The organism is Microbacterium sp. A93 (genome assembly GCF_051842835.1).
Window position 1 is genome coordinate 257,722 of record NZ_JBPXMT010000008.1, and the last position, 18,318, is coordinate 276,039.

The 18,318-nt window shown below is 67.7% G+C and carries 16 protein-coding genes and 1 pseudogene; 4 read left to right on the forward strand and 13 right to left on the reverse strand.

Annotation, left to right across the window (positions count from 1 at the left end):
- Nucleotides 1–58: 58 nt before the first annotated feature.
- The 7 genes and pseudogenes from ACSU1G_RS20565 to ACSU1G_RS20595 form a co-directional block, all read right to left on the reverse strand.
- Nucleotides 59–484 (reverse strand): annotated as a pseudogene (locus ACSU1G_RS20565) (cytidine deaminase); the annotation flags it as partial.
- A gap of 93 nt (nucleotides 485–577) precedes the next feature.
- Nucleotides 578–1,906 carry an ABC transporter permease gene (locus ACSU1G_RS20570; protein ID WP_439281857.1) on the reverse strand — a complete coding sequence of 443 codons (1,329 nt, stop codon included), beginning with the start codon at nucleotides 1,904–1,906 and terminating at the stop codon, nucleotides 578–580.
- Entirely contained in the window at nucleotides 1,903–3,336 is a 1,434-nt protein-coding gene (locus ACSU1G_RS20575; protein WP_439281858.1) for an ABC transporter permease, read from the reverse strand. The genes ACSU1G_RS20570 and ACSU1G_RS20575 overlap by 4 nt, the downstream gene beginning before the upstream one ends.
- A complete protein-coding gene (locus ACSU1G_RS20580; RefSeq protein WP_439281859.1) occupies nucleotides 3,333–4,925 on the reverse strand; it encodes an ABC transporter ATP-binding protein in 1,593 nt (530 codons plus the stop codon). Before ACSU1G_RS20580 ends, ACSU1G_RS20575 begins: the two co-directional genes overlap by 4 nt.
- Nucleotides 4,926–5,063: 138 nt before the next feature.
- Complete coding sequence (locus ACSU1G_RS20585) at nucleotides 5,064–6,191, reverse strand: BMP family lipoprotein (protein ID WP_439281860.1); 1,128 nt, start codon at nucleotides 6,189–6,191, stop codon at nucleotides 5,064–5,066.
- 164 nt (nucleotides 6,192–6,355) lie between these two features.
- Nucleotides 6,356–7,594: an amidohydrolase gene (locus ACSU1G_RS20590; RefSeq protein ID WP_439281862.1), complete on the reverse strand. Its 1,239-nt coding sequence runs from the start codon at nucleotides 7,592–7,594 to the stop codon at nucleotides 6,356–6,358.
- Between the two features lie 15 nt (nucleotides 7,595–7,609).
- Complete coding sequence (locus ACSU1G_RS20595; protein WP_439281863.1) at nucleotides 7,610–8,767, reverse strand: mannose-1-phosphate guanylyltransferase; 1,158 nt, start codon at nucleotides 8,765–8,767, stop codon at nucleotides 7,610–7,612.
- Between the two features lie 220 nt (nucleotides 8,768–8,987).
- Here ACSU1G_RS20595 and sdhC point away from each other — a divergent pair, with 220 nt between their 5' ends.
- Genes sdhC through ACSU1G_RS20615 form a run of 4 tightly spaced genes read left to right on the forward strand, consistent with a single transcriptional unit; the run spans nucleotide 8,988 to nucleotide 12,520 of the window.
- The gene (sdhC, locus tag ACSU1G_RS20600; protein ID WP_439281864.1) at nucleotides 8,988–9,395 is read left to right on the forward strand and encodes a succinate dehydrogenase, cytochrome b556 subunit; all 408 of its coding nucleotides are present in this window, start codon (nucleotides 8,988–8,990) and stop codon (nucleotides 9,393–9,395) included.
- Nucleotides 9,396–9,398: 3 nt separating this feature from the next.
- Nucleotides 9,399–9,884 carry a succinate dehydrogenase hydrophobic membrane anchor subunit gene (locus tag ACSU1G_RS20605; protein WP_439281865.1) on the forward strand — a complete coding sequence of 162 codons (486 nt, stop codon included), beginning with the start codon at nucleotides 9,399–9,401 and terminating at the stop codon, nucleotides 9,882–9,884.
- A gap of 57 nt (nucleotides 9,885–9,941) precedes the next feature.
- Entirely contained in the window at nucleotides 9,942–11,729 is a 1,788-nt protein-coding gene (gene sdhA / locus ACSU1G_RS20610) for a succinate dehydrogenase flavoprotein subunit (protein ID WP_439281866.1), read from the forward strand.
- A complete protein-coding gene (locus tag ACSU1G_RS20615) occupies nucleotides 11,729–12,520 on the forward strand; it encodes a succinate dehydrogenase iron-sulfur subunit (RefSeq protein ID WP_439281867.1) in 792 nt (263 codons plus the stop codon). The genes sdhA and ACSU1G_RS20615 overlap by 1 nt, the downstream gene beginning before the upstream one ends.
- Nucleotides 12,521–12,650: 130 nt before the next feature.
- Here the strand turns inward: ACSU1G_RS20615 and ACSU1G_RS20620 are convergent, their stop codons facing one another.
- From ACSU1G_RS20620 to ACSU1G_RS20645, 6 genes are all read right to left on the reverse strand, one after another.
- Entirely contained in the window at nucleotides 12,651–13,298 is a 648-nt protein-coding gene (locus ACSU1G_RS20620; RefSeq protein ID WP_439281868.1) for a hypothetical protein, read from the reverse strand.
- Nucleotides 13,299–13,341: 43 nt separating this feature from the next.
- Nucleotides 13,342–14,625, reverse strand: a complete 1,284-nt coding sequence (locus tag ACSU1G_RS20625; RefSeq protein WP_439281869.1) for an ABC transporter permease — start codon at nucleotides 14,623–14,625, stop codon at nucleotides 13,342–13,344.
- Complete coding sequence (locus tag ACSU1G_RS20630) at nucleotides 14,622–15,488, reverse strand: ABC transporter ATP-binding protein (protein ID WP_439281870.1); 867 nt, start codon at nucleotides 15,486–15,488, stop codon at nucleotides 14,622–14,624. Before ACSU1G_RS20630 ends, ACSU1G_RS20625 begins: the two co-directional genes overlap by 4 nt.
- A 171-nt stretch (nucleotides 15,489–15,659) precedes the next feature.
- Entirely contained in the window at nucleotides 15,660–16,766 is a 1,107-nt protein-coding gene (gene trpS / locus ACSU1G_RS20635) for a tryptophan--tRNA ligase (RefSeq protein WP_439281871.1), read from the reverse strand.
- A 10-nt stretch (nucleotides 16,767–16,776) separates the two neighbouring features.
- Nucleotides 16,777–17,622, reverse strand: coding sequence for an exodeoxyribonuclease III (locus tag ACSU1G_RS20640; RefSeq protein WP_439282008.1), 846 nt, complete (start codon nucleotides 17,620–17,622; stop codon nucleotides 16,777–16,779).
- Between the two features lie 69 nt (nucleotides 17,623–17,691).
- Nucleotides 17,692–18,285, reverse strand: a complete 594-nt coding sequence (locus ACSU1G_RS20645) for a hypothetical protein (protein ID WP_439281872.1) — start codon at nucleotides 18,283–18,285, stop codon at nucleotides 17,692–17,694.
- Nucleotides 18,286–18,318: the final 33 nt, after the last annotated feature.

Genomic DNA, 18,318 nt, shown 5'->3' on the forward strand with positions numbered 1-18,318 from the left:
GCTGGGTCTGCGGGTTCTGCTGGGCCTGCTGGTTCTGCGCCGTCCGCTCCGTCATGGCGGACATGTCCGCCGGTCCGAAGGCAAGGGGCAGGACCTCCTCCATGGTCAGTTCGCCCTCCGGGCCCATCAGGCGCATGCCCGGGGCCTGGAATTCGGAGAGCAGTTGGCGGCAGCGACCGCACGGCATCAGCACCTGGCCGTTGCCGTCCACGCAGTAGAACGCCACCAGCCGTCCGCCGCCGGTCATCTGCAGGTTGGACACCAGCGAACATTCCGCGCACAGGGTCAGCCCCAGGGAGGCGTTCTCGATGTTGCAGCCGGCCACCACGCGGCCGTCCTCGACCAACGCGGCGGCCCCCACGGGGAACCCCGAGTACGGCACATAGGCGCGCGTCATGGCGGCGCGCGCCGTGGACTCCAGTCGCTGCCAGTCGATACCGGATGCCGTGCGGGTCAGGCGCGGCAGGGACGCTGTCAGGGGGATGTCATCCTCGAACGGGTCGGCGCTCGGGTGGGCGAACGGCTCGCCGGCTCCGTACTCATGCTGTTCCACGGCTACTCCTTCACTCGTCCTTCACTACTCCTTGACATACGGCGAGCCCGCGGCGGCCGGGCCACGGGAGCGGCCGACCAACCCGGCCACCACCAGGACCGTCACGAGGTACGGCAGCATCGCCATGAACTGGCTGGGGACGGGCGTGCCGAGGATGGCCAGCACGTACTGCATGTTGGTGGTGAAGCCGAACAGCAGCGCCGCGAAGAAGGCCCCCAACGGGTTCCAGCGTCCGAAGATCACGGCAGCCAGGGCGATGAACCCCTGTCCCGCGGTCATCTCCTTGGAGAAGGAGGAGGCGGACACCAGCGTGAAGAAGGCGCCGCCCATGCCGGCGATCGCACCGCCGAGCAGCACGTTGATGTACCGGGTGCGGATGACGTTGATCCCCACGCTGTCCGCGGCCTTGGGGTGCTCGCCGACGGCCCGCACGCGCAGCCCCCACTTGGTGTGGAACAGGCCGATGTACAGGACGATCACGATCAGGTACATGCCGTAGCCCAGCAGGGTCTGGTCGAACAGGATCGGTCCGATGATCGGGATGTCCGCCAGCACCGGGATCCGCAGGGACGGGAAGTGGGGCGGCGAGTTCAGGGTGGAGGAGTTCGAGGCCAGCACCGTGCTGAACAGGAAGCTGGTCAGACCCGCCACGAGGACATTGAGGACCACACCGACGATGATCTGGTTGACCAGGTAGCGGATGGAGAACACCGCCAGCAGCACCGAGACGAGCACACCCGCCACCACCGCGGCGAGCAGGCCGGCCCAGACAGAGCCCGTGACCGAACCGGTGACGGCCGCCGTGAAGGCGCCGGCCAGCAGCTGGCCCTCGATCGCGATGTTGACCACGCCGGCCCGTTCCGAGAGGACGCCGGCCATGGAGCCGAAGATCAGTGGAATGGCCAGGGTCACCGAACCGGCGATCAGGCCGGTGAGGAACACCGTGGTGGTGTTGGCGGCACCGACCACCCAGATCAGGAAGCCCATGACGAACAGGGCGGCGAACACGGCGGAGATCCAGCCGGCGACGGTGCCGGAGCGGCGTACCTGCAGGTAGCCCCACACGGTCAGGGCCGCGAGCAGCACCGTCACGGTCCACCCGAAGGGCACGGTGGGCGCCACCACGTCCGGGATCTGGACCGCGTCGGCGTCCGTGGAGATGCGGAAGGTGGCCGAGGCGCCCGAGGCGTTCAGCGCGAACACCACGAGGGCGACCACGGTGAGCACCGCGAAGGCGATCGGGGTGGTCCCATGGCGGACGACATCCCTGGTCGGTGCCGCGGCGTCGGAGGCGGCCGGGGTTGCCGGGGTTGCCGGGGTGGGATCACCGGCTGAGGTCACGGTGGTGCTCATCGCTGCTCGCCTTCCGCGTCAGGGGTGGTACCGGCGTCGTCCGGTTCGCCGGGGTCCGGTTCAGCGTCGCCCGCCCCCGGGCTCTCCCCGATACCGGCCGTGTCGGACTCGACCGCTACGGCGTGGCCGCCAGACGCTGCGGTGGTACTGGCCACGGCTCCCGCCAGGGCCGGCTGGGTGACGGGGTCCGCGGACTTGCGCAACTGCAGTGCGTCGGGAGCCGGCAGTCGGAAGATCAGTCGCACCAGGGGCGGTGCGGCGATGAACAGCACGATCATCGACTGGATGATCAGCACGATGTCGATGGGGACACCGGTCTCCGTCTGCATGGTGACACCGCCGGCGCGCAGTGCACCGAACAGCAGGCCCGCACCGAAGACCCCGATCGGATTCGATCGTCCCAGCAGGGCCACCGTGATGGCGTCGAAGCCGAAGGACCCGGCGACGTCCGTGTTCAACATCTTCTCCGTGCCGGCGACCTGGCTCATACCGGCCAGACCGGCGAGCCCGCCGGAGATGCCCATCACGACCACGTACATACGCTTCACGGACACCCCGGCCGTCCGGGCCGCATCCGGGTTGGCGCCCACGGCGCGTAGCTGGAATCCGATGGTCGAGCGCCGCATGAGCCACCAGGCGAAGACGGTGGCCAGCAGGGCCACCACAAAGCCCCAGTTCAGGCGGAAGGAGTCCCCGAACAGCAGCGGGAACTGCGCGGAGGCCGGCAGGAAGTCCGAGACCGGGTTGGTCGAGCCCTCACGCTGGAGGACCGGGGTGTAGAGGAGATAGGTGACCAGGTGGATGGCCACGTAGTTGAGCATGATCGTCAGGATGACTTCGTGCGCGCCCGTGAGGGCCTTGAGGAACCCCACCACGGCTCCCCACAGGGCGCCGCCGAGGATGCCCATGATGATCACCAGGATCAGGTGCAGCCCGGGGGGCAGCTGCAGGTGGACGCCGAACCAGGTGGCGAACATGGCACCGAAGATCATCTGCCCCTGGCCACCGATGTTGAACAGGCCCGAGCGGAAGGAGATGGCGATGCCCAGCGAGATGATGATCAACGGGGTGGCCACCGTCAGAGACTCCATCAGCGGGTAGATGCCCTGGCTCAACGTGTCGCTCCGGTAGTTGAAGATCGCCCCGCGGAACAGGGCCGCGTAGGCGGAGGACACCGCGGTCCAGGCGGCCGCCAGCGCGTCCCCCGGACGGGCGAAGAGATACCCCGCGGACTCGATGACGTCCTCGTCCGTGAAGACGATCAGCAGGGCGCTGATGACCAGGGACAGCACGATGGCCAGGACGGTCACCGTGCCGTTGCCGGCCAGGACGTCCCGCATCGAGAATCCACCGGTGGGGCGGTCGGCCGTCCCGCCGGGCTTCGGACCGAAGGCGGGAGCGGCGGTGCTCTCGGTGGTGGCGGCACTCATACCGATTCTCCCTTCGGGGTGGTGGCTGCTGGGGTGGTGGCTGCTGGGGTGGTGGCTGCGGGACTGGTGGCCGCGGCGGACTGGCTGGCCGTGGCCGGGTCCACTCCGGCCATCATCAGGCCGAGCTCGTCCCGCGAGGTGTCACCCGGGACGATCCCGATGATCCGACCGTGGTACATCACGGCGATCCGGTCCGCCAGGTCCAGGACCTCGTCCAGCTCCGTGGAGACGATCATCACCGGGGTGCCGGCGTCCCGCTCGCGGATGATGCGGTCGTGCAGGAACTCGATCGAGCCCACGTCCACCCCCCGTGTGGGCTGGGAGGCGATGAACAGCCTGAGCCCGTCCACGAGCTCTCGGGCCATCACGACCTTCTGCTGGTTGCCGCCGGACAGCGTCCCGACGGGCAGGTCCACGCCCTGGGTACGGACGTCGAACTCTTCCACCCGCCGCTCCGCGAGGTCGCGGATGGCCTTGAGGTTCAGTTGGAAGCGGCCGCCGGCCGGCGGGCGGTCGAAGCGGTTGAGGACCAGGTTCTCCGCCACGGTGAAGGAGCCCACCAGACCATCCGTGGACCGGTCCTCGGGGACATAGCCGACCCCGGCCCGGATGATCTGCCGGGTGCTGCGGCCGAGCAGCTCCTCGCCGTCCAGCCGGACGGATCCGTGGGCCTTGTGCAGGCCCATGATGGCTTCCGTCAGCTCGGTCTGTCCGTTGCCCTGCACTCCGGCCACGGCGAGGACCTCGCCCTGGCGGATGGAGAAGGACACCCGGTCCACCAGCCGGACACCCTCGGGACTCAACACGGTCAGGTCGTCGACGGTGAAGGTCTCCTCCCCCAGGTTCGGGGCGGACTTGGTGGTGTTCAACTCCACGGCGCGGCCGACCATGAGGGCGGCCAGTTCGGAGGGCTCGGCCTCCGGGTCCGCGGTGCCGACCAGCCGACCGCGGCGCAGCACGCTGATCACGGTGGAGATGGCCTTGACCTCGCGCAGCTTGTGGGAGATGAAGACGATCGCGGTACCGTTGTCCCGCAGCCTGCGGATGATGTCCAGCAGCTCGTCCGTCTCCTGGGGGGTCAGCACGGCGGTGGGCTCGTCGAGAATCAGGACACGCGCGTTCCGCACAAGCGCCTTGATGATCTCCACGCGCTGCTGGACGCCGACCGGAAGGTCCTCCACCAGCGCGTCCGGGTCCACGTGGAAGCCGTACTCGTCCGAGATCTCGCGGATCTTGCGGCGAGTGGCCTCGAGGTCGAGGAGGCCGGCGGCGCGGGTGCTCTCATCGCCGAGGGCCACGTTCTCCGCCACCGTGAAGACGGGGATGAGCATGAAGTGCTGGTGCACCATGCCGATGCCGGCCTCCATGGCCTCCCCCGGCCCGCTGAATCGCACCGGGGCGCCGTCCACCAGGATCTCGCCTGCGGTGGGCTCATAGAGGCCGAACAGCACGTTCATCAGGGTGGATTTGCCGGCACCGTTCTCCCCGAGCAGGGAGTGCACCTGGCCGGATTCCACCGTGAAGTCGATGGAGTCGTTGGCCGTGAAGGCACCGAATTTCTTGGTGATGCCGCGTAACTCGAGTTTCACCGTGCTCCAGCCATTCTGGCCTTGAGAAGACCGTTGCAGTGTTCGGGGCTCTTGGGAGAGATCATCTCAGGACGAGGACGGTGGGGCGGCCAGTAGGCCGCCCCACCGCGGGGCCCGTCATCCGGACCGGTCAGGCGATCAGACCTCCGGCGAGTAGTCCGAGTTGACCTCGATGGAGCCATCGATGATCCCTGCCTTGATCTCGTCCAGCTCGGACTTCATCTCGTCCGAGACCTCGGTGTCGAAGTCGTGGAAGGGGGCGAGGTCCACGCCGCCGTTCTCCAGCGTGCCCACATAGGGCTCGCCGTCGAACTCGTCGGCCAGGTCGGACTCGATGACGTCCTGCACGGCCTCACCCATGAGCTTGACCACGGAGGTGAGGATGATGTCCCCGTTGTCCGTGGTCTCGAAGCCGTCGGAGTCGACCCAGATGACCTTGGCCTCCTTGCCGCCGGCGTTGGCCTCCGTCACGGCGTCCAGGGTGCCCAGACCCACCGGCCCGGCCACGGGCATGATGATGTCCGCGCCCTCGTTGATGAAGTTGGAGGTGTTGGTCTTGCCGTTGGCCTGGTTCTCGAAATCGCCGGTGAACGAGCCGGTCTTGGCCTCGCGGTTCCAGCCGAGCACCTCGACCTCGGCGTCCTTCTGCTCGTTGTAGTACTCCACACCGGCGGCGAAGCCGTCCATGAAGATCGTCACGGTCGGGATCTCGGCGCCGCCATAGGTGGCGACCTTGCCGGTCTCCGTGGTGCCGGCGGCCAGGTAGCCCGCCATGAAGGAGCCCTGGGCCGTGTCATAGATCAGGCGCTTGACATTGTCCGGGAACTCCGGATCCGTCACGTCCACCCCCATGAAGTGGGTCTCCGGGTTGTCATTGGCGACCGGCTTGATGGTGTCACCCAGGAGGAAGCCCACCCCGATGATCATGTTGCAGTCGGCCTGCAACATCGAGTTGACGTTCGGGGCGAAGTCGGACGGGGAGGTCGACTCGGCCTCGAGGGTCTCGATGCCGAACTCCTTCTCCGCCGTCATCAGCCCCTCGTAGGAGGACTGGTTGAAGGACCGGTCGTCGAAACCGCCCTGGTCGGAGACGATGCAGCCTTTGTAGTCGGAGTTGTCCGTGCCCACGGCCGCGGCGTCCGAGCCGGCAGCGCTGGAACTTGGGGCCTCCGGAGCCGCGCCGCAACCGGCGAGGAGCAGTCCGGACACGCCCAGGACGGCGGCCGGCAGGAGTGCCTTACGAGACAGGGGGGATGCGATGCCCATGATGATCCTTCGGTGCGAGTGAGTGGGCTTCAGGGGTGCACGCAGGTCATCCTCGACCTGTTCCACGGGTGTCCGCGCCCAGATGACGGACAGTTACCGGGGAGTTTACCCAAAGTTGGCAGGAAACGCTTCAGAAATCGGATCCGAGATGTACAACAGGTTGGTCACTGGACTCCGGCGAGCGTCCGGAGGGCCGCGGCCGTGAAGATGCGCATGCCCACACCGATCGCCCGTTCGTCCGGCGCATAGTCCCCCATGTGCAGGTCGTAGACCGGTCCGCCCGGGGTCCGGGTCCCCAGCCGCAGCATGGCCCCGGGGACCAGCTGGGTCATCCACGCGAAGTCCTCCCCGCCCATGGACTGCGGCGTCAACTGGATGGCCCTGGATCCCAGCTCGTACCGGGCGGCATCCTCGATGAGGTCCGTCTCCGCCTCCGTGTTGACCACCGGTGGGACGCCCCGGATGTGCTCCAGGTGGACCTTCACGCCGAAGGGCCGTGCCACCTCCTGGACCACCTCGTCCAGCAGGTCTCCGGCGGATTCCCACACCTCGGCGTCCAGGCACCGCATGGTCCCGGCCAGGTAGCCGGAGCCGGGGATCGCGTTCGGTGCCGCCCCCGCGTTGATCTGTCCCCACACCACGGAGACCGCCGAACGGACGTCGATGCGTCGGTTCAGCACGGCCGGGACGTGTACGGCGATCGCGGACAGCGCGTAGACGAGGTCTTCGGTGAGGTGCGGGCGTGAGGTGTGTCCGCCGCGTCCGGACAGGCTGATCTTGATGGTGTCCGCCGCCGAGGTGATGGCGCCGATCCGCGTGCCGATCGTGCCGACGTCGAACCGGGGTTCGCAGTGCGCGGCCAGGATCCGTGGGATGCCCTCCAGGGTGCCCTGCCGGATCACGGACAGCGAGCCACCGGGCAGGCGCTCCTCGGCCGGCTGGAAGATGATGCGCACCCGGCCCGCCAGCGGCAGGTGGGCGAACCCGGGACCGGACCGGCCGTCGTCGCCCAGGATCCGGTGCAGGGCCAGTGCGGTGCCGGTCATCACCGAGGTGTGGACGTCATGACCGCAGGCGTGAGTCACCCCGGGGGTCCGGGAGGCGTACTCCAGGCCGGTCTGCTCCGTCAGCGGCAGCGCGTCGATGTCCGCGCGGAGACCGAGGACGATCGGCCCGGAGCCGATGTCCACATAGGCCCCGGTGTCCTCGAGCTTGACCGGTGACAGCCCGGCGGCCGAGAGGGTCTGCAGGATGCGGTCCGTGGTGCGGTGCTCGTCATAGGAGAGTTCCGGATGAGCGTGCAGGTCCCGGCGGAAGGCCACCACGGCGGGCTCGAGTTCCCGGACCAGGGGGGTGACCCGTGGCAGTCCCGGATCGTCCAGGACGGGTCGGGACTCATGCATCACGGGACTCATCCATCACAGGACGTCGTCGTCGCCGTGGGCCTTGAGGGACTCCACCGCCTGCTTCACCGACTGGGCATGCTCCGTGGTCGTGACCAACAGGGCATCCGGGGTGTCCACCACCACGATGTCCTGCACCCCGATCAGGGCGATCACCCGCGCCGTATCCGTCACCACCACACCCGAGGCCTTGGAGGAATACACCCGCGGGGTCTCACCGATCACCGTGATCCCCGAGGCCCGCTTGGCCGGATTCAACCGGGCGATCGCCGCGAAATCCCCCACGTCATCCCACGTGAACCCACCCGGGATCACCGCCACATCCCCCGCCGCAGCCGCCGGCTCCGCCACCGCATAGTCAATGGCGGTCTTCTTCAACCCCGGCCACACCCGCGCCATCGTCTCCGCCTGCGCCGCCGTGCCCCACGCCTTCGCGATCTGGACCACCCCGGCATGCAACTCCGGCTCATTCACCGCCAGATGCTCCAACATCAAGGACACCGGGGCCACGAACATGCCCGCATTCCACAGGTACTCCCCCGAGGCCACGTACTCCTTCGCCACCGCCTCGGCCGGCTTCTCCACGAACGCCGCCACACTCTTGGCATGCGGGGCACCCTCAACAGTCAAGGCCTCACCCTGCCGGATGTACCCGAACCCCGTGGCCGGGTGCGTGGGCCGGATCCCGATCGTCACGATCTTGCCCGTGGCCGCCGTGGCCACCGCCTCAGCCACCGCCTCCTGGAATTCCCCCACCGGGGTGATCACCTGATCCGCCGCGAAGGAACCCATGATCGTCTCAGGATCACGCTCGAACAGGATCGCCGCCGCCAACCCGATCGCCGCCGCCGAGTCCTTCGGCTCCGGCTCCAACACCACGTCCTCACCGGCCAGGTCCGGCAACTGCTCGCGCACCGCATCCTCATGGGCCTCACCGGTCACCACCATCACCCGGTCCCCCGCCAACGCGGCCAGACGGTCATAGGTGGCCCGGATCAAGGTCTGCCCCGAACCCGTCAGATCATGCAGGAACTTCGGGGCAGCCGCCCGCGAGAGCGGCCACAACCGGGTGCCCACACCACCGGCGGGGATCACTCCATAGAAGCGATCCAGCCCCGGAGTACCGGAGAGGTCCGCGGCTGGCTGGCCATTGAGTTCGGGGTCAGTCGTCACACGGGACAGCATAGGTGACGGTCTCCCACCAGCCCGGCAGCGCCCCACCCGCACCTCGCCCGCGGTGACACGTGCCACACCGAGACCAGACCGGGTCAAAAAGGGGCCGAGAACGACAAGACGGACTAGTCTGTCGTGGAGGAATGCACTCGCACCGGCGTTTCCATGTGCCCACTGGAGGTAGCACAGGCGCCCCTGCAGTCCCTGGGAGGTTTATACAGTGTCAACTGCGACATCAGCGCAGGCCCCGGCGAAGTCCGGCCGTGGGACCCTCTATCGCGGCAACGAGGGAATGTGGTCGTGGGTGATCCATCGGATCACCGGCGTGGCCATCTTCTTCTTCCTGCTGGTCCACGTGCTGGACACCTCATTGGTGAGGGTCTCGCCGGAGGCCTACGACGCCGTGCTCGGTACCTACAAGAACCCGCTGATGGCGGTCGGTGAGGTCGGCCTGGTGGGCGCCATCATGTTCCACGCCTTCAACGGCATCCGGATCATCCTGGTCGACTTCTGGAAGGGCGGCACCAAGCACCACAAGAAGATGCTCTGGACCGTCGTGGTCGTGTGGGTCATAGCCCTTGCCGCCTTCGCCATCCGCCACCTGATGCTTGCTCTGGGAGGTCACTGAGCCATGAGTGCCACTGCTGAATCCACGATCGCCGCCCCCCGCACGGGACGAATCGACCCCAAGTACACCCGCGGCACGTCCACCCGCGGCAACGCCGAGATGCTGACCTGGCTGTTCATGCGGATCTCCGGCGTCGCCCTCGTCGCCCTGATCTTCGTCCACCTGTTCTCCAACCTGATGGTCGGGGACGGCATCAACGGCCTCGACTTCGGGTTCGTGGCCGGCAAGTGGGCCGATCCGTTCTGGCAGTTCTGGGACCTCGCCATGCTGTGGTTGGCCATGCTGCACGGCACCAACGGCGTACGCACCATCATCAACGACTACGCCGAGCGTGACGGGGTGCGGTTCTGGCTGAAGATGGTCCTCTACGCGGCCACGGTGGTCATCATCGTCCTGGGCACGCTGGTGATCTTCACCTTCGAGCCCTGCCTGGTCGGAGCCGAGGGAACCCTGTTGGACTCCTCCCCCGCGTTCTGCGAGAGCCTCTGACCCCCTCCGCGTCCCACTGACCCACCGAGATTTTCTCGAGTAGAAGGAACTCAACGCATGCAGGTACACAAGTACGACGTCGTGATTGTCGGTGCCGGCGGCGCCGGCATGCGCGCGGCGATCGAATCCGGCCAGCGCGCCCGCACCGCGGTGCTGACCAAGCTCTACCCCACCCGTTCGCACACGGGGGCCGCGCAGGGCGGCATGTGCGCCGCCCTGGCCAATGTCGAAGAGGACAACTGGGAGTGGCACACCTTTGACACCGTCAAGGGCGGCGACTACCTGGTGGACCAGGACGCCGCCGAGGTCATGGCCAAGGAGGCCATCGACGCGGTGCTCGACCTGGAGAAGATGGGCCTGCCCTTCAACCGCACCCCGGAGGGCCGGATCGACCAGCGCCGCTTCGGCGGTCACACCCGCGACCACGGCAAGGCCCCGGTCCGCCGCGCCTGCTATGCCGCCGACCGCACCGGCCACATGATCCTCCAGACCCTCTACCAGAACTGCGTCAAGCATGACGTCGAGTTCTACAACGAGTTCTACGTCCTGGACCTGCTGATGGTGGACGAGCCGGGCACCCGCGCTGACGGAACCCCTTTCACGCAGAAGCGCGTGGCCGGCGTCGTGTCCTATGAGCTGGCGACCGGCGAACTGCACATCTTCCAGGCCAAGTCCGTGGTCTTCGCCACCGGCGGCGCGGGCAAGGTCTTCAAGACCACCTCCAACGCCCACACCCTGACCGGCGACGGCATGGCCATCGCCTACCGCAACGGCCTGCCGCTGGAGGACATGGAGTTCATCCAGTTCCACCCGACCGGCCTGGCCGGCCTGGGCATCCTGCTCTCCGAGGCGGCCCGCGGCGAGGGCGGCATCCTGCGCAACTCGGACGGCGAACGCTTCATGGAGCGCTACGCCCCGACCATCAAGGACCTGGCCCCCCGCGACATCGTGGCCCGGTCCATGGCGGAGGAGGTCCGCCAGGGCCGTGGCTGCGGTCCGAACAAGGACTACGTGCTGCTGGACCTGACGCACCTGGAGCCGGCGCACATCGACGCCAAGCTCCCGGACATCACGGAGTTCGCTCGCACCTACCTCGGCGTGGAGCCCTACACCGAGCCGGTGCCGGTCTTCCCGACCTGCCACTACGTGATGGGCGGTATCCCGACCAACATCAAGGCCGAGGTCCTCCAGGACAACGACACGGTGGTCCCGGGCCTGTACGCTGCCGGCGAGGTCGCCTGCGTGTCCGTGCACGGTTCCAACCGCCTGGGCACCAACTCCCTGCTGGACATCAACGTCTTCGGCCGCCGCGCCGGCATCTACGCCGCCGAGTACGCCGCCACGGCGGACTTCGTCGAGTTGCCGGAGAACGGCGAGGCGCCGACGATCGAGCACATCGAGAGCCTGCGCTCCGCCACCGGCACCGAGCGCGTGGCCGAGCTGCGCTCCCGCCTGCAGGAGGTCATGGACGCGGACATGCAGGTGTTCCGCACCGAGGAGTCCATCCGCCGGGCCCTGGACGAGATCGAGTCGCTGCGCGTGCGCTACGAGCAGGTCGCCGTGCAGGACAAGGGCAAGAGGTTCAACCTGGACCTGCTCGAAGGTCTGGAACTGGGCTACCTGCTGGACATGGCCGAGGCCATGACCGTGGCGGCCCTGCACCGCAAGGAGTCCCGCGGTGGTCACTACCGCGAGGACTATCCGGACCGTGACGACGAGAACTGGATGGCGCACTCCATGCTCTACCGCGATCCTGACTCCGAGATGGAGGGGGTCAAGGGCATCCGGTCCGAGACCAAGCCGGTCGTTGTCACCCGTTACCAGCCGATGGAGCGTAAGTACTGATGAGCACCACAATCAACGAACCCGCAGAAGGACCCTCCAAGGTAGATCTCGGCGCCCAGGGCGGCGGAACCGGGGAGATCCCGAGCTTCGACGTCACGCTCAGGGTCCGCCGCTACCTGCCCGAGACTTCCGAGGAGTCCTACTGGGACGAGTGGAAGATCACCATGTACGGCACCGACCGTGTGCTGGACGCCCTGCACAAGGTCAAGTGGGACCTGGACGGCACGCTGTCCTTCCGCCGGTCCTGCGCCCACGGCGTCTGCGGCTCCGATGCGATGCGCATCAACGGCCGCAACCGCCTGGCCTGCAAGGTCCTGCTGAAGGACCTCGACCTGTCCAAGCCCATCCTGGTGGAGCCCATCAAGGGCCTGCCGGTGGAGAAGGACCTGATCGTGGACATGGACCCGTTCTTCCAGTCCTACCGCGAGATCATGCCGTTCCTGGTCAACAAGGGCCCGGAGCCCACCAAGGAGCGCCTGCAGTCCGCCGAGGAGCGGGAGCGCTTTGATGACACCACCAAGTGCATCCTCTGCGCCGCCTGCACCTCCTCCTGTCCGGTGTTCTGGACCGACGGCCAGTACTTCGGTCCGGCGGCCATCGTCAACGCCCACCGCTTCATCTTCGACTCGCGCGACGATGCCGGTGACATGCGCCTGGAGATCCTCAATGACAAGGAGGGTGTGTGGCGCTGCCGCACCACCTTCAACTGCACCGAGGCCTGCCCCCGCGGCATCCAGGTGACCAAGGCCATCGCCGAGGTCAAGCAGGCCGTGCTGGCCGGGGCGTTCTGACCCCTCCCCCACCGACCTGCAGCAGGCCTGTCCCAGGCACGAGGAAGCCCCCCGGAGATCATCTCCGGGGGGCTTCCTCGTTGCCGCTGTGCGGGCAGGTCGAACTGGTTCGGTCTGCCCGCACCGTAGATCAGGCGCGGCGGGAGGCGAAGTACGCGTTGTTCTCGCGGGAGAACGCGACGACGATCCAGACGACGTTCACCACGATGTACACGACGCTCAGGATCAGCGAGATGATGCCGATGGCCGCATTGGCCTCCATCATGGCGCCCATGCCGAACAGGCCATAGACCGTGAACAGGGCCCCGAGTGCAGCGAGCACGGTGCCGAGGATCCGGGCCCAGCCCTTGACCTTGCGCAGGCCGAAGAACACGACGAGGTACAGGACCACGGCCACGACAAGGTTGGCGATGGCGAAGGCCATGCCACCCATCACACCGGCGCTGACGAACTGGTCGAGCTGTTCGCCGGACAGTGTCTGGCCCTGCGCCTCCATCTGCTCCTGCAGCTGGGTGCGGATGGTGTCCTCATCCAGCCCGAAGAAGCCCATGATGCCGGAGACGACGTAGACCGCGAAGGAGGCCAGGGTCAGGGTCTTGAGCAGGCCGAACTTCTTCGGCTCGGCCACCTCCTGGCCGACGGCGCCGGAGTCATATGCGGCGGTGCCGTACTTGGATCCGTCCTGGCCCAGATTCTGTCCCTGGCCCTCGAAGGCCGGGTTGCCGTAGGGCTGTTGCTGTCCCGCGGCCCCGTAGGGCTGCTGTGGGTTCTCTGTCATGGTGTTACCCCTCTCTATCTGATGAAAAATCTCTCTTGCCGGGCTACTCGTACCGCAAGGCCTCGATCGGGTCCTTCTTGGCGGCACGGGCGGCCGGCATGGTGCCGGCCAGGAAGGCGATCACGAGGATCAGCGCCACGATCAGCACGATGGACAGCGGGTCCACGGCGAACAGGCTCAGCCCGGCGACCCCGCTCAGGGGGCCGTTGACCAGGGCGGCGTTGCCGCCCACGCCGATCGCCACGCCCAGGCCCACGCCGATCACGGAGCCCATCACCCCGAGCAGCACGGCCTCGGTGGAGAACAGGCCGAAGACCTTGCCGCGGCCCATCCCGAGGGCCTTCATCAGCCCGATCTCCCGGGTCCGCTCCTGCACGGACATCAGCAGCGTGTTGACGATGCCGAAGCTGGCGGCCAGCAGCGCGATCAGCGCGAAGCCGTTGAGGACCCACGTCACCGTGTCGATGATCCCCGTGATGACGCCCAGCTGGTCCTCCAGGGTCAGGCCCATGAGACCCTCGTCCGTCAGGGCGGCCTTGACCGCCGCCTCGTTCTCCGCCAGGTTCTCCACGGTGGCCACAGCCTGCACGTAGGACTGGGGCTGGTCCACCTCCAGGCCGGAGTTCTGCACGTCGTTGAGCTCATGGTTCAGGGAGCTGGAGGGCATGGGGCTTCCGCCCACGCCGGAGATGGCCTGCTCGGAGACACCCACGATCTCGGCCTCGACCGTCTGCTCCTGCTGGGCCAGGTCCTTGAGGCCGATGGTGACGCTCTGGCCGATCACCGCATTCGGGTCCTCGGTGTCAAAGGCCGGCAACCAGGTCTCCGGCACCGTGAGCTGATGCGCCTCGGGGTCCGGCAGCTCACCGGCGGCCAGCTCCATGCTGTCACCGTCCGAGGGGAAGCCGAGGTTGTCCACCACGAACTGGTCTCCGGCCTCGGTCTGCAGGTAGTCGGCGGTAACGAAGACGATGGGCTCGACGTCCGTGACCGAGTCGATCCCCCGGATGGTCTCGATGTCATCGTCGGTCAGCATCTGCATGCCGAACTCCCCGGTGGCACCGGACTGCTCCGGGTCGTACTCCTGGGGCTCGGTGCTGGTGCTCATCTGCTGTGACGGGTCGGCCCCGGGCATCACATAGATCTGATCGGTCTCACCGAAGCCGGACACCATGGTGTCCACGTACTTGTTGATCCCGGCGCCCAGTCCTGAGGTCAGAGTGAGGGTGAAGGCACCGATGACGATCGCGATGACCGTCAGGAAGGTCCTGGTCTTGGACCGCATGGTGTTGCCCAGCGCGGTCTTGACGACGTCTACGCTCCTCATGCCTGCTCCTCCCCGGTTCCGTCGGTGGATGCGGTTCCGTCGGAGGATGCGGTTCCCGAGGTGCCCGGCGGGGCGTCCACCGGCGCGGGGGCGGCGTGCCTGCCACGCCCGCCCGGCTGACGCGATCCCTCCCGGGAGGCCTGTCCGACGCCGGCGCCGGCGGCCTTGGCGGCCTCGCCCCGTTCATCGGCGATGATCAGACCGTCCTGCATCAGCAGCCGGCGGTCGCAGCGGGCGGCCAGGTCGTCGTCGTGGGTGACGATCACCAGGGTGATGCCCCGGTCCCGGTGCAACCCGAAGAGGATGTCCTCCACGACCTCACTGGTGGCCGTGTCCAGGTTGCCCGTGGGCTCATCGGCGAAGAGCACGGTCGGGTTGTTGACGAGCGCGCGGGCAATGCAGACGCGCTGCTTCTGGCCGCCCGAGAGGTCCGTGGCCTTGTTCTTGGCCTTGTCCGCCAGCTCCAGCTGCTCCAACACCTCCAGGCCACGCCGCTTGCGTTCCGCTGCGGGGACACCGGCGATCTTCAGGGGCAGGATGACGTTCTCCAGCACCGTCTGGTTGGCGTTGAGGAAGAACTGCTGGAACACGAACCCGAAGGTGTCGTTGCGCAGGGCGGAGACCTGGGAGGCCTTCAGCTGGCTGACGGGGCGCCCCTGCATGGCCACCACGCCGGACGTGGGGTCGTCCAGGAGCGCCAACAGGTGCATCAGCGTGGACTTCCCTGAGCCGGACTTGCCGACGATCGCCAGCGATTCGCCCTGCTGGATCTCGAAGGTCAGGCCTTTGAGGGCGTCGAAGCGGGATGGCCCGCGCCCATAGACCTTGACCAGGTTCTCCGTCTCAAGAACGGGTACTGACATGCGGGACCTTTCCTGGTGACTCTCGTCGGGGTGGGATTCCCTGCCAGTATGTCAGGTCACCCCCGGCTCGACGGCGTCACCACGGGCAGTCCCACCGAGAGATGACAGGTGTCATGGGTGCCCATGACACGGCCCGGCGGCCAGCCGATCCGCCGGCTGCCGGTGCCCTGATCAGCGGCTCGGCGGCAGGAACCCGACCTTGGCGTACACGTCCGCCAGCACCGGCGCGGCGACCTCGCGGGCCTTGGCCGCCCCGTGGTCCAGCAACCGATCCAGCTCGGCCGGGTCATCCATCAGCTCCAGGGCCCGCGTGCGGATCGGGGCCAGCCGCTCGACGACGGCCTCGGCCAGGTCCACCTTGAGGTGGCCGTACATCTTGCCGACGTAGGCCTCCTCGAGCTCGGGGATGCCCCGGCCGGTGAAGGCGGCGAAGATCGAGAGCAGGTTGGACACCCCGGGCTTGGCCTCCCGGTCGAAGCGGACCTCCGTGCCGTCGTCGGTCACGGCGGACTTGATGCGCTTGGCGGTGACCTTGGGCTCGTCGAGGAGGTTGATCAGCCCGTTGGGCGAATCGGCCGACTTGGACATCTTGGACGTGGGGTTCTGCAGGTCGTAGATCCGGGCGCCGTTCTCCGGGTAGAAACCGGTCGGCACCACGAACGTCTCCCCGTGCCGGGAGTTAAACCGCTGGGCCAGATCCCGCGTCAACTCCACATGCTGGCGCTGGTCATCCCCCACGGGCACACCGTGCGGCTGGTACAACAGGATGTCCGCGGCCATCAGCATGGGATAGGCCAGAAGCCCGACGCCGGCCGCTTCCGCGCCCTGTCGGGCCGCCTTGTCCTTGAATTGCGTCATGCGCTGGGCTTCGCCCATCCCCGTCATACACATCAGGATCCAGGCCAGCTGGGCGTGCTCGGGCACCTGGGACTGCACGAACAGGGTGGAGCGCTCCGGGTCGATCCCGGCCGCGATGTACTGCGCCGCAGTGTTGCGTGTGCGCAGGCGCACAGCCTCCGGGTCCTGCGGGGTGGTGATGGCGTGCAGGTCCGGGATGAAGAAGTAGGCGTCGAAGTCCTCCTGGACCTGCACCCAGTTCACGAGGGCACCGAGGTAGTTCCCCAAGTGGAGGGAGTCGGCGGAGGGCTGCATGCCGGAGAGCACGCGGTGCCGGGTGCCGGCGCCGGCCAGGTGGGCGGTGGCGGCGGTGTCCTGGGCCAGGACGTCGGCCGGCGTGGTCCGGGCGGTCCGGGATGGGGTGTCACTCTTGTCAGTCACGGGTTCTTCCTCAGAACTGGTAGTCGACCACGAGCGGGGCGTGGTCGGAGAAGCGGGTGTCATAGCTGGGGGCGCGGTCCACCACGGCCGAGGTGGCCTTGGCGGCCAGCTCCGGGGTGGCTGCCTGGTAGTCGATGCGCCAGCCGGTGTCATTGTCGAAGGCCTGCCCCCGCTGGGACCACCAGGTGTAGGGTCCTTCGACCTCGCCCGCCAGCCGGCGGTGCACGTCCACGAAGCCGATCTCCTCGCCGAAGAAGCGGTCGAAGTAGGCCCGTTCCTCGGGCAGGAAACCGGCCTTCTTGGTGTTGCCGCGCCAGTTCTTGATATCCAGCTTCGTGTGGCCCACGTTGAGGTCACCGGTCACCACGGCGTAGTCCTTGGTGGCCCGCAACTCGGGCAGGTGCCGGATCATCTCATCGAGGAAGCGGTACTTGTCCACCTGCTTGGGGGTGTCCACCACTCCGGAGTGGACATAGGCGGAGACCACCGTGAGGGTCTTGCCGTCGGGGGCCCTCAGGTCCGTCTCGATCCACCGTCCGGAGTCGTCGAAGTACGGGTCACCGATCCCGACCCGCGTGTCCTGCGGTTCCAGCAGGGTGGCGATCGCGACGCCGGCCCGACCCTTGGCCGCAGCCGCCGTCTCCACCACATGCCAGTCCTGCCCGGTGATGTCCTCGAGCAGAGCCTCCACGATCTCCTTCGGCGCCCGGACCTCCTGCAAGGTCAGGATGTCGATGCCGCGGCCGGCGAACCAGGTGCCCATCCCCTTGCGGTGGGAGGCACGGAGGCCGTTCACATTGACGGTCGCCAGGCGCAGGGCGCCGTCCGCCTTGGGGGCGTGGGCGTTGGTGTGGATGACGGGCTGGGGTGCGGTATCGGCGGAAGTCACGCGTTCCAGCCTAGCGGGAGCGAGAACCGGGGCAGGTCAGTTGATGACCTCGCCGGCGATCGGGTCCTCCGCCCCCGGGGACCGGCCCGGCCGCTGGTCCGGGCCCGGTTCCGGCTTCGCTCCCGAGTCCTTGAGCATGTCCCGGGCGTTGGCGGAGGTGATGTGGATGGTCTCCAGGGCGCGGGTGACCATGTCCGTGTCAGCCTCGGCGCCTTTGGCCAGCTCCTCGGTGACCACCCGGGCCTGCACCTGGACGATCTTGAAGGAGTGCTCGAGCTTGGTGTCACGCATCGAGTCGGCCGGCTCCGGCGCGCTGCCCCGGTCCTGGACCTGCGGGGCCAGGGAGGCCGAGAAGTTCTTCATCTTGCGGTCCACGCTCCGTGCACCGCGGCGCACGCCGAGGACCACGAGGACGGCCAGCACGAGCCAGCCGGCCGAGACGGCCACCAGCAGCCAACCGATCACGTCATTCTGGTTGGCGGCGAACAACAGGGCCACCAACAGGATCACCACCATGGCGGCGAACGTGATGCCACTGCCCTTCGAGGCCCAGCCCAGACCCCGGGCCCCGGAGCCGGACTGGCCGGACTGGCCGGCGTTGCGCTTGTTTCCACTCTCCACTGACTGCATACCTTGATTATCCCGCATGTGACGGCCCGCAGT

Excerpts from the sequence above, each read along its gene's own strand:
- ACSU1G_RS20570 (WP_439281857.1), bottom strand. The coding sequence starts at position 1,906 with ATGAGCACCACCGTGACCTCAGCCGGTGATCCCACCCCGGCAACCCCG.
- ACSU1G_RS20575 (WP_439281858.1), bottom strand. The coding sequence starts at position 3,336 with ATGAGTGCCGCCACCACCGAGAGCACCGCCGCTCCCGCCTTCGGTCCG.
- ACSU1G_RS20585 (WP_439281860.1), bottom strand. The coding sequence starts at position 6,191 with ATGGGCATCGCATCCCCCCTGTCTCGTAAGGCACTCCTGCCGGCCGCC.
- ACSU1G_RS20590 (WP_439281862.1), bottom strand. The coding sequence starts at position 7,594 with ATGCATGAGTCCCGACCCGTCCTGGACGATCCGGGACTGCCACGGGTC.
- ACSU1G_RS20605 (WP_439281865.1), top strand. The coding sequence starts at position 9,399 with ATGAGTGCCACTGCTGAATCCACGATCGCCGCCCCCCGCACGGGACGA.
- sdhA (WP_439281866.1), top strand. The coding sequence starts at position 9,942 with ATGCAGGTACACAAGTACGACGTCGTGATTGTCGGTGCCGGCGGCGCC.
- ACSU1G_RS20615 (WP_439281867.1), top strand. The coding sequence starts at position 11,729 with ATGAGCACCACAATCAACGAACCCGCAGAAGGACCCTCCAAGGTAGAT.
- ACSU1G_RS20620 (WP_439281868.1), bottom strand. The coding sequence starts at position 13,298 with ATGACAGAGAACCCACAGCAGCCCTACGGGGCCGCGGGACAGCAACAG.
- ACSU1G_RS20625 (WP_439281869.1), bottom strand. The coding sequence starts at position 14,625 with ATGAGGAGCGTAGACGTCGTCAAGACCGCGCTGGGCAACACCATGCGG.
- ACSU1G_RS20630 (WP_439281870.1), bottom strand. The coding sequence starts at position 15,488 with ATGTCAGTACCCGTTCTTGAGACGGAGAACCTGGTCAAGGTCTATGGG.
- ACSU1G_RS20645 (WP_439281872.1), bottom strand. The coding sequence starts at position 18,285 with ATGCAGTCAGTGGAGAGTGGAAACAAGCGCAACGCCGGCCAGTCCGGC.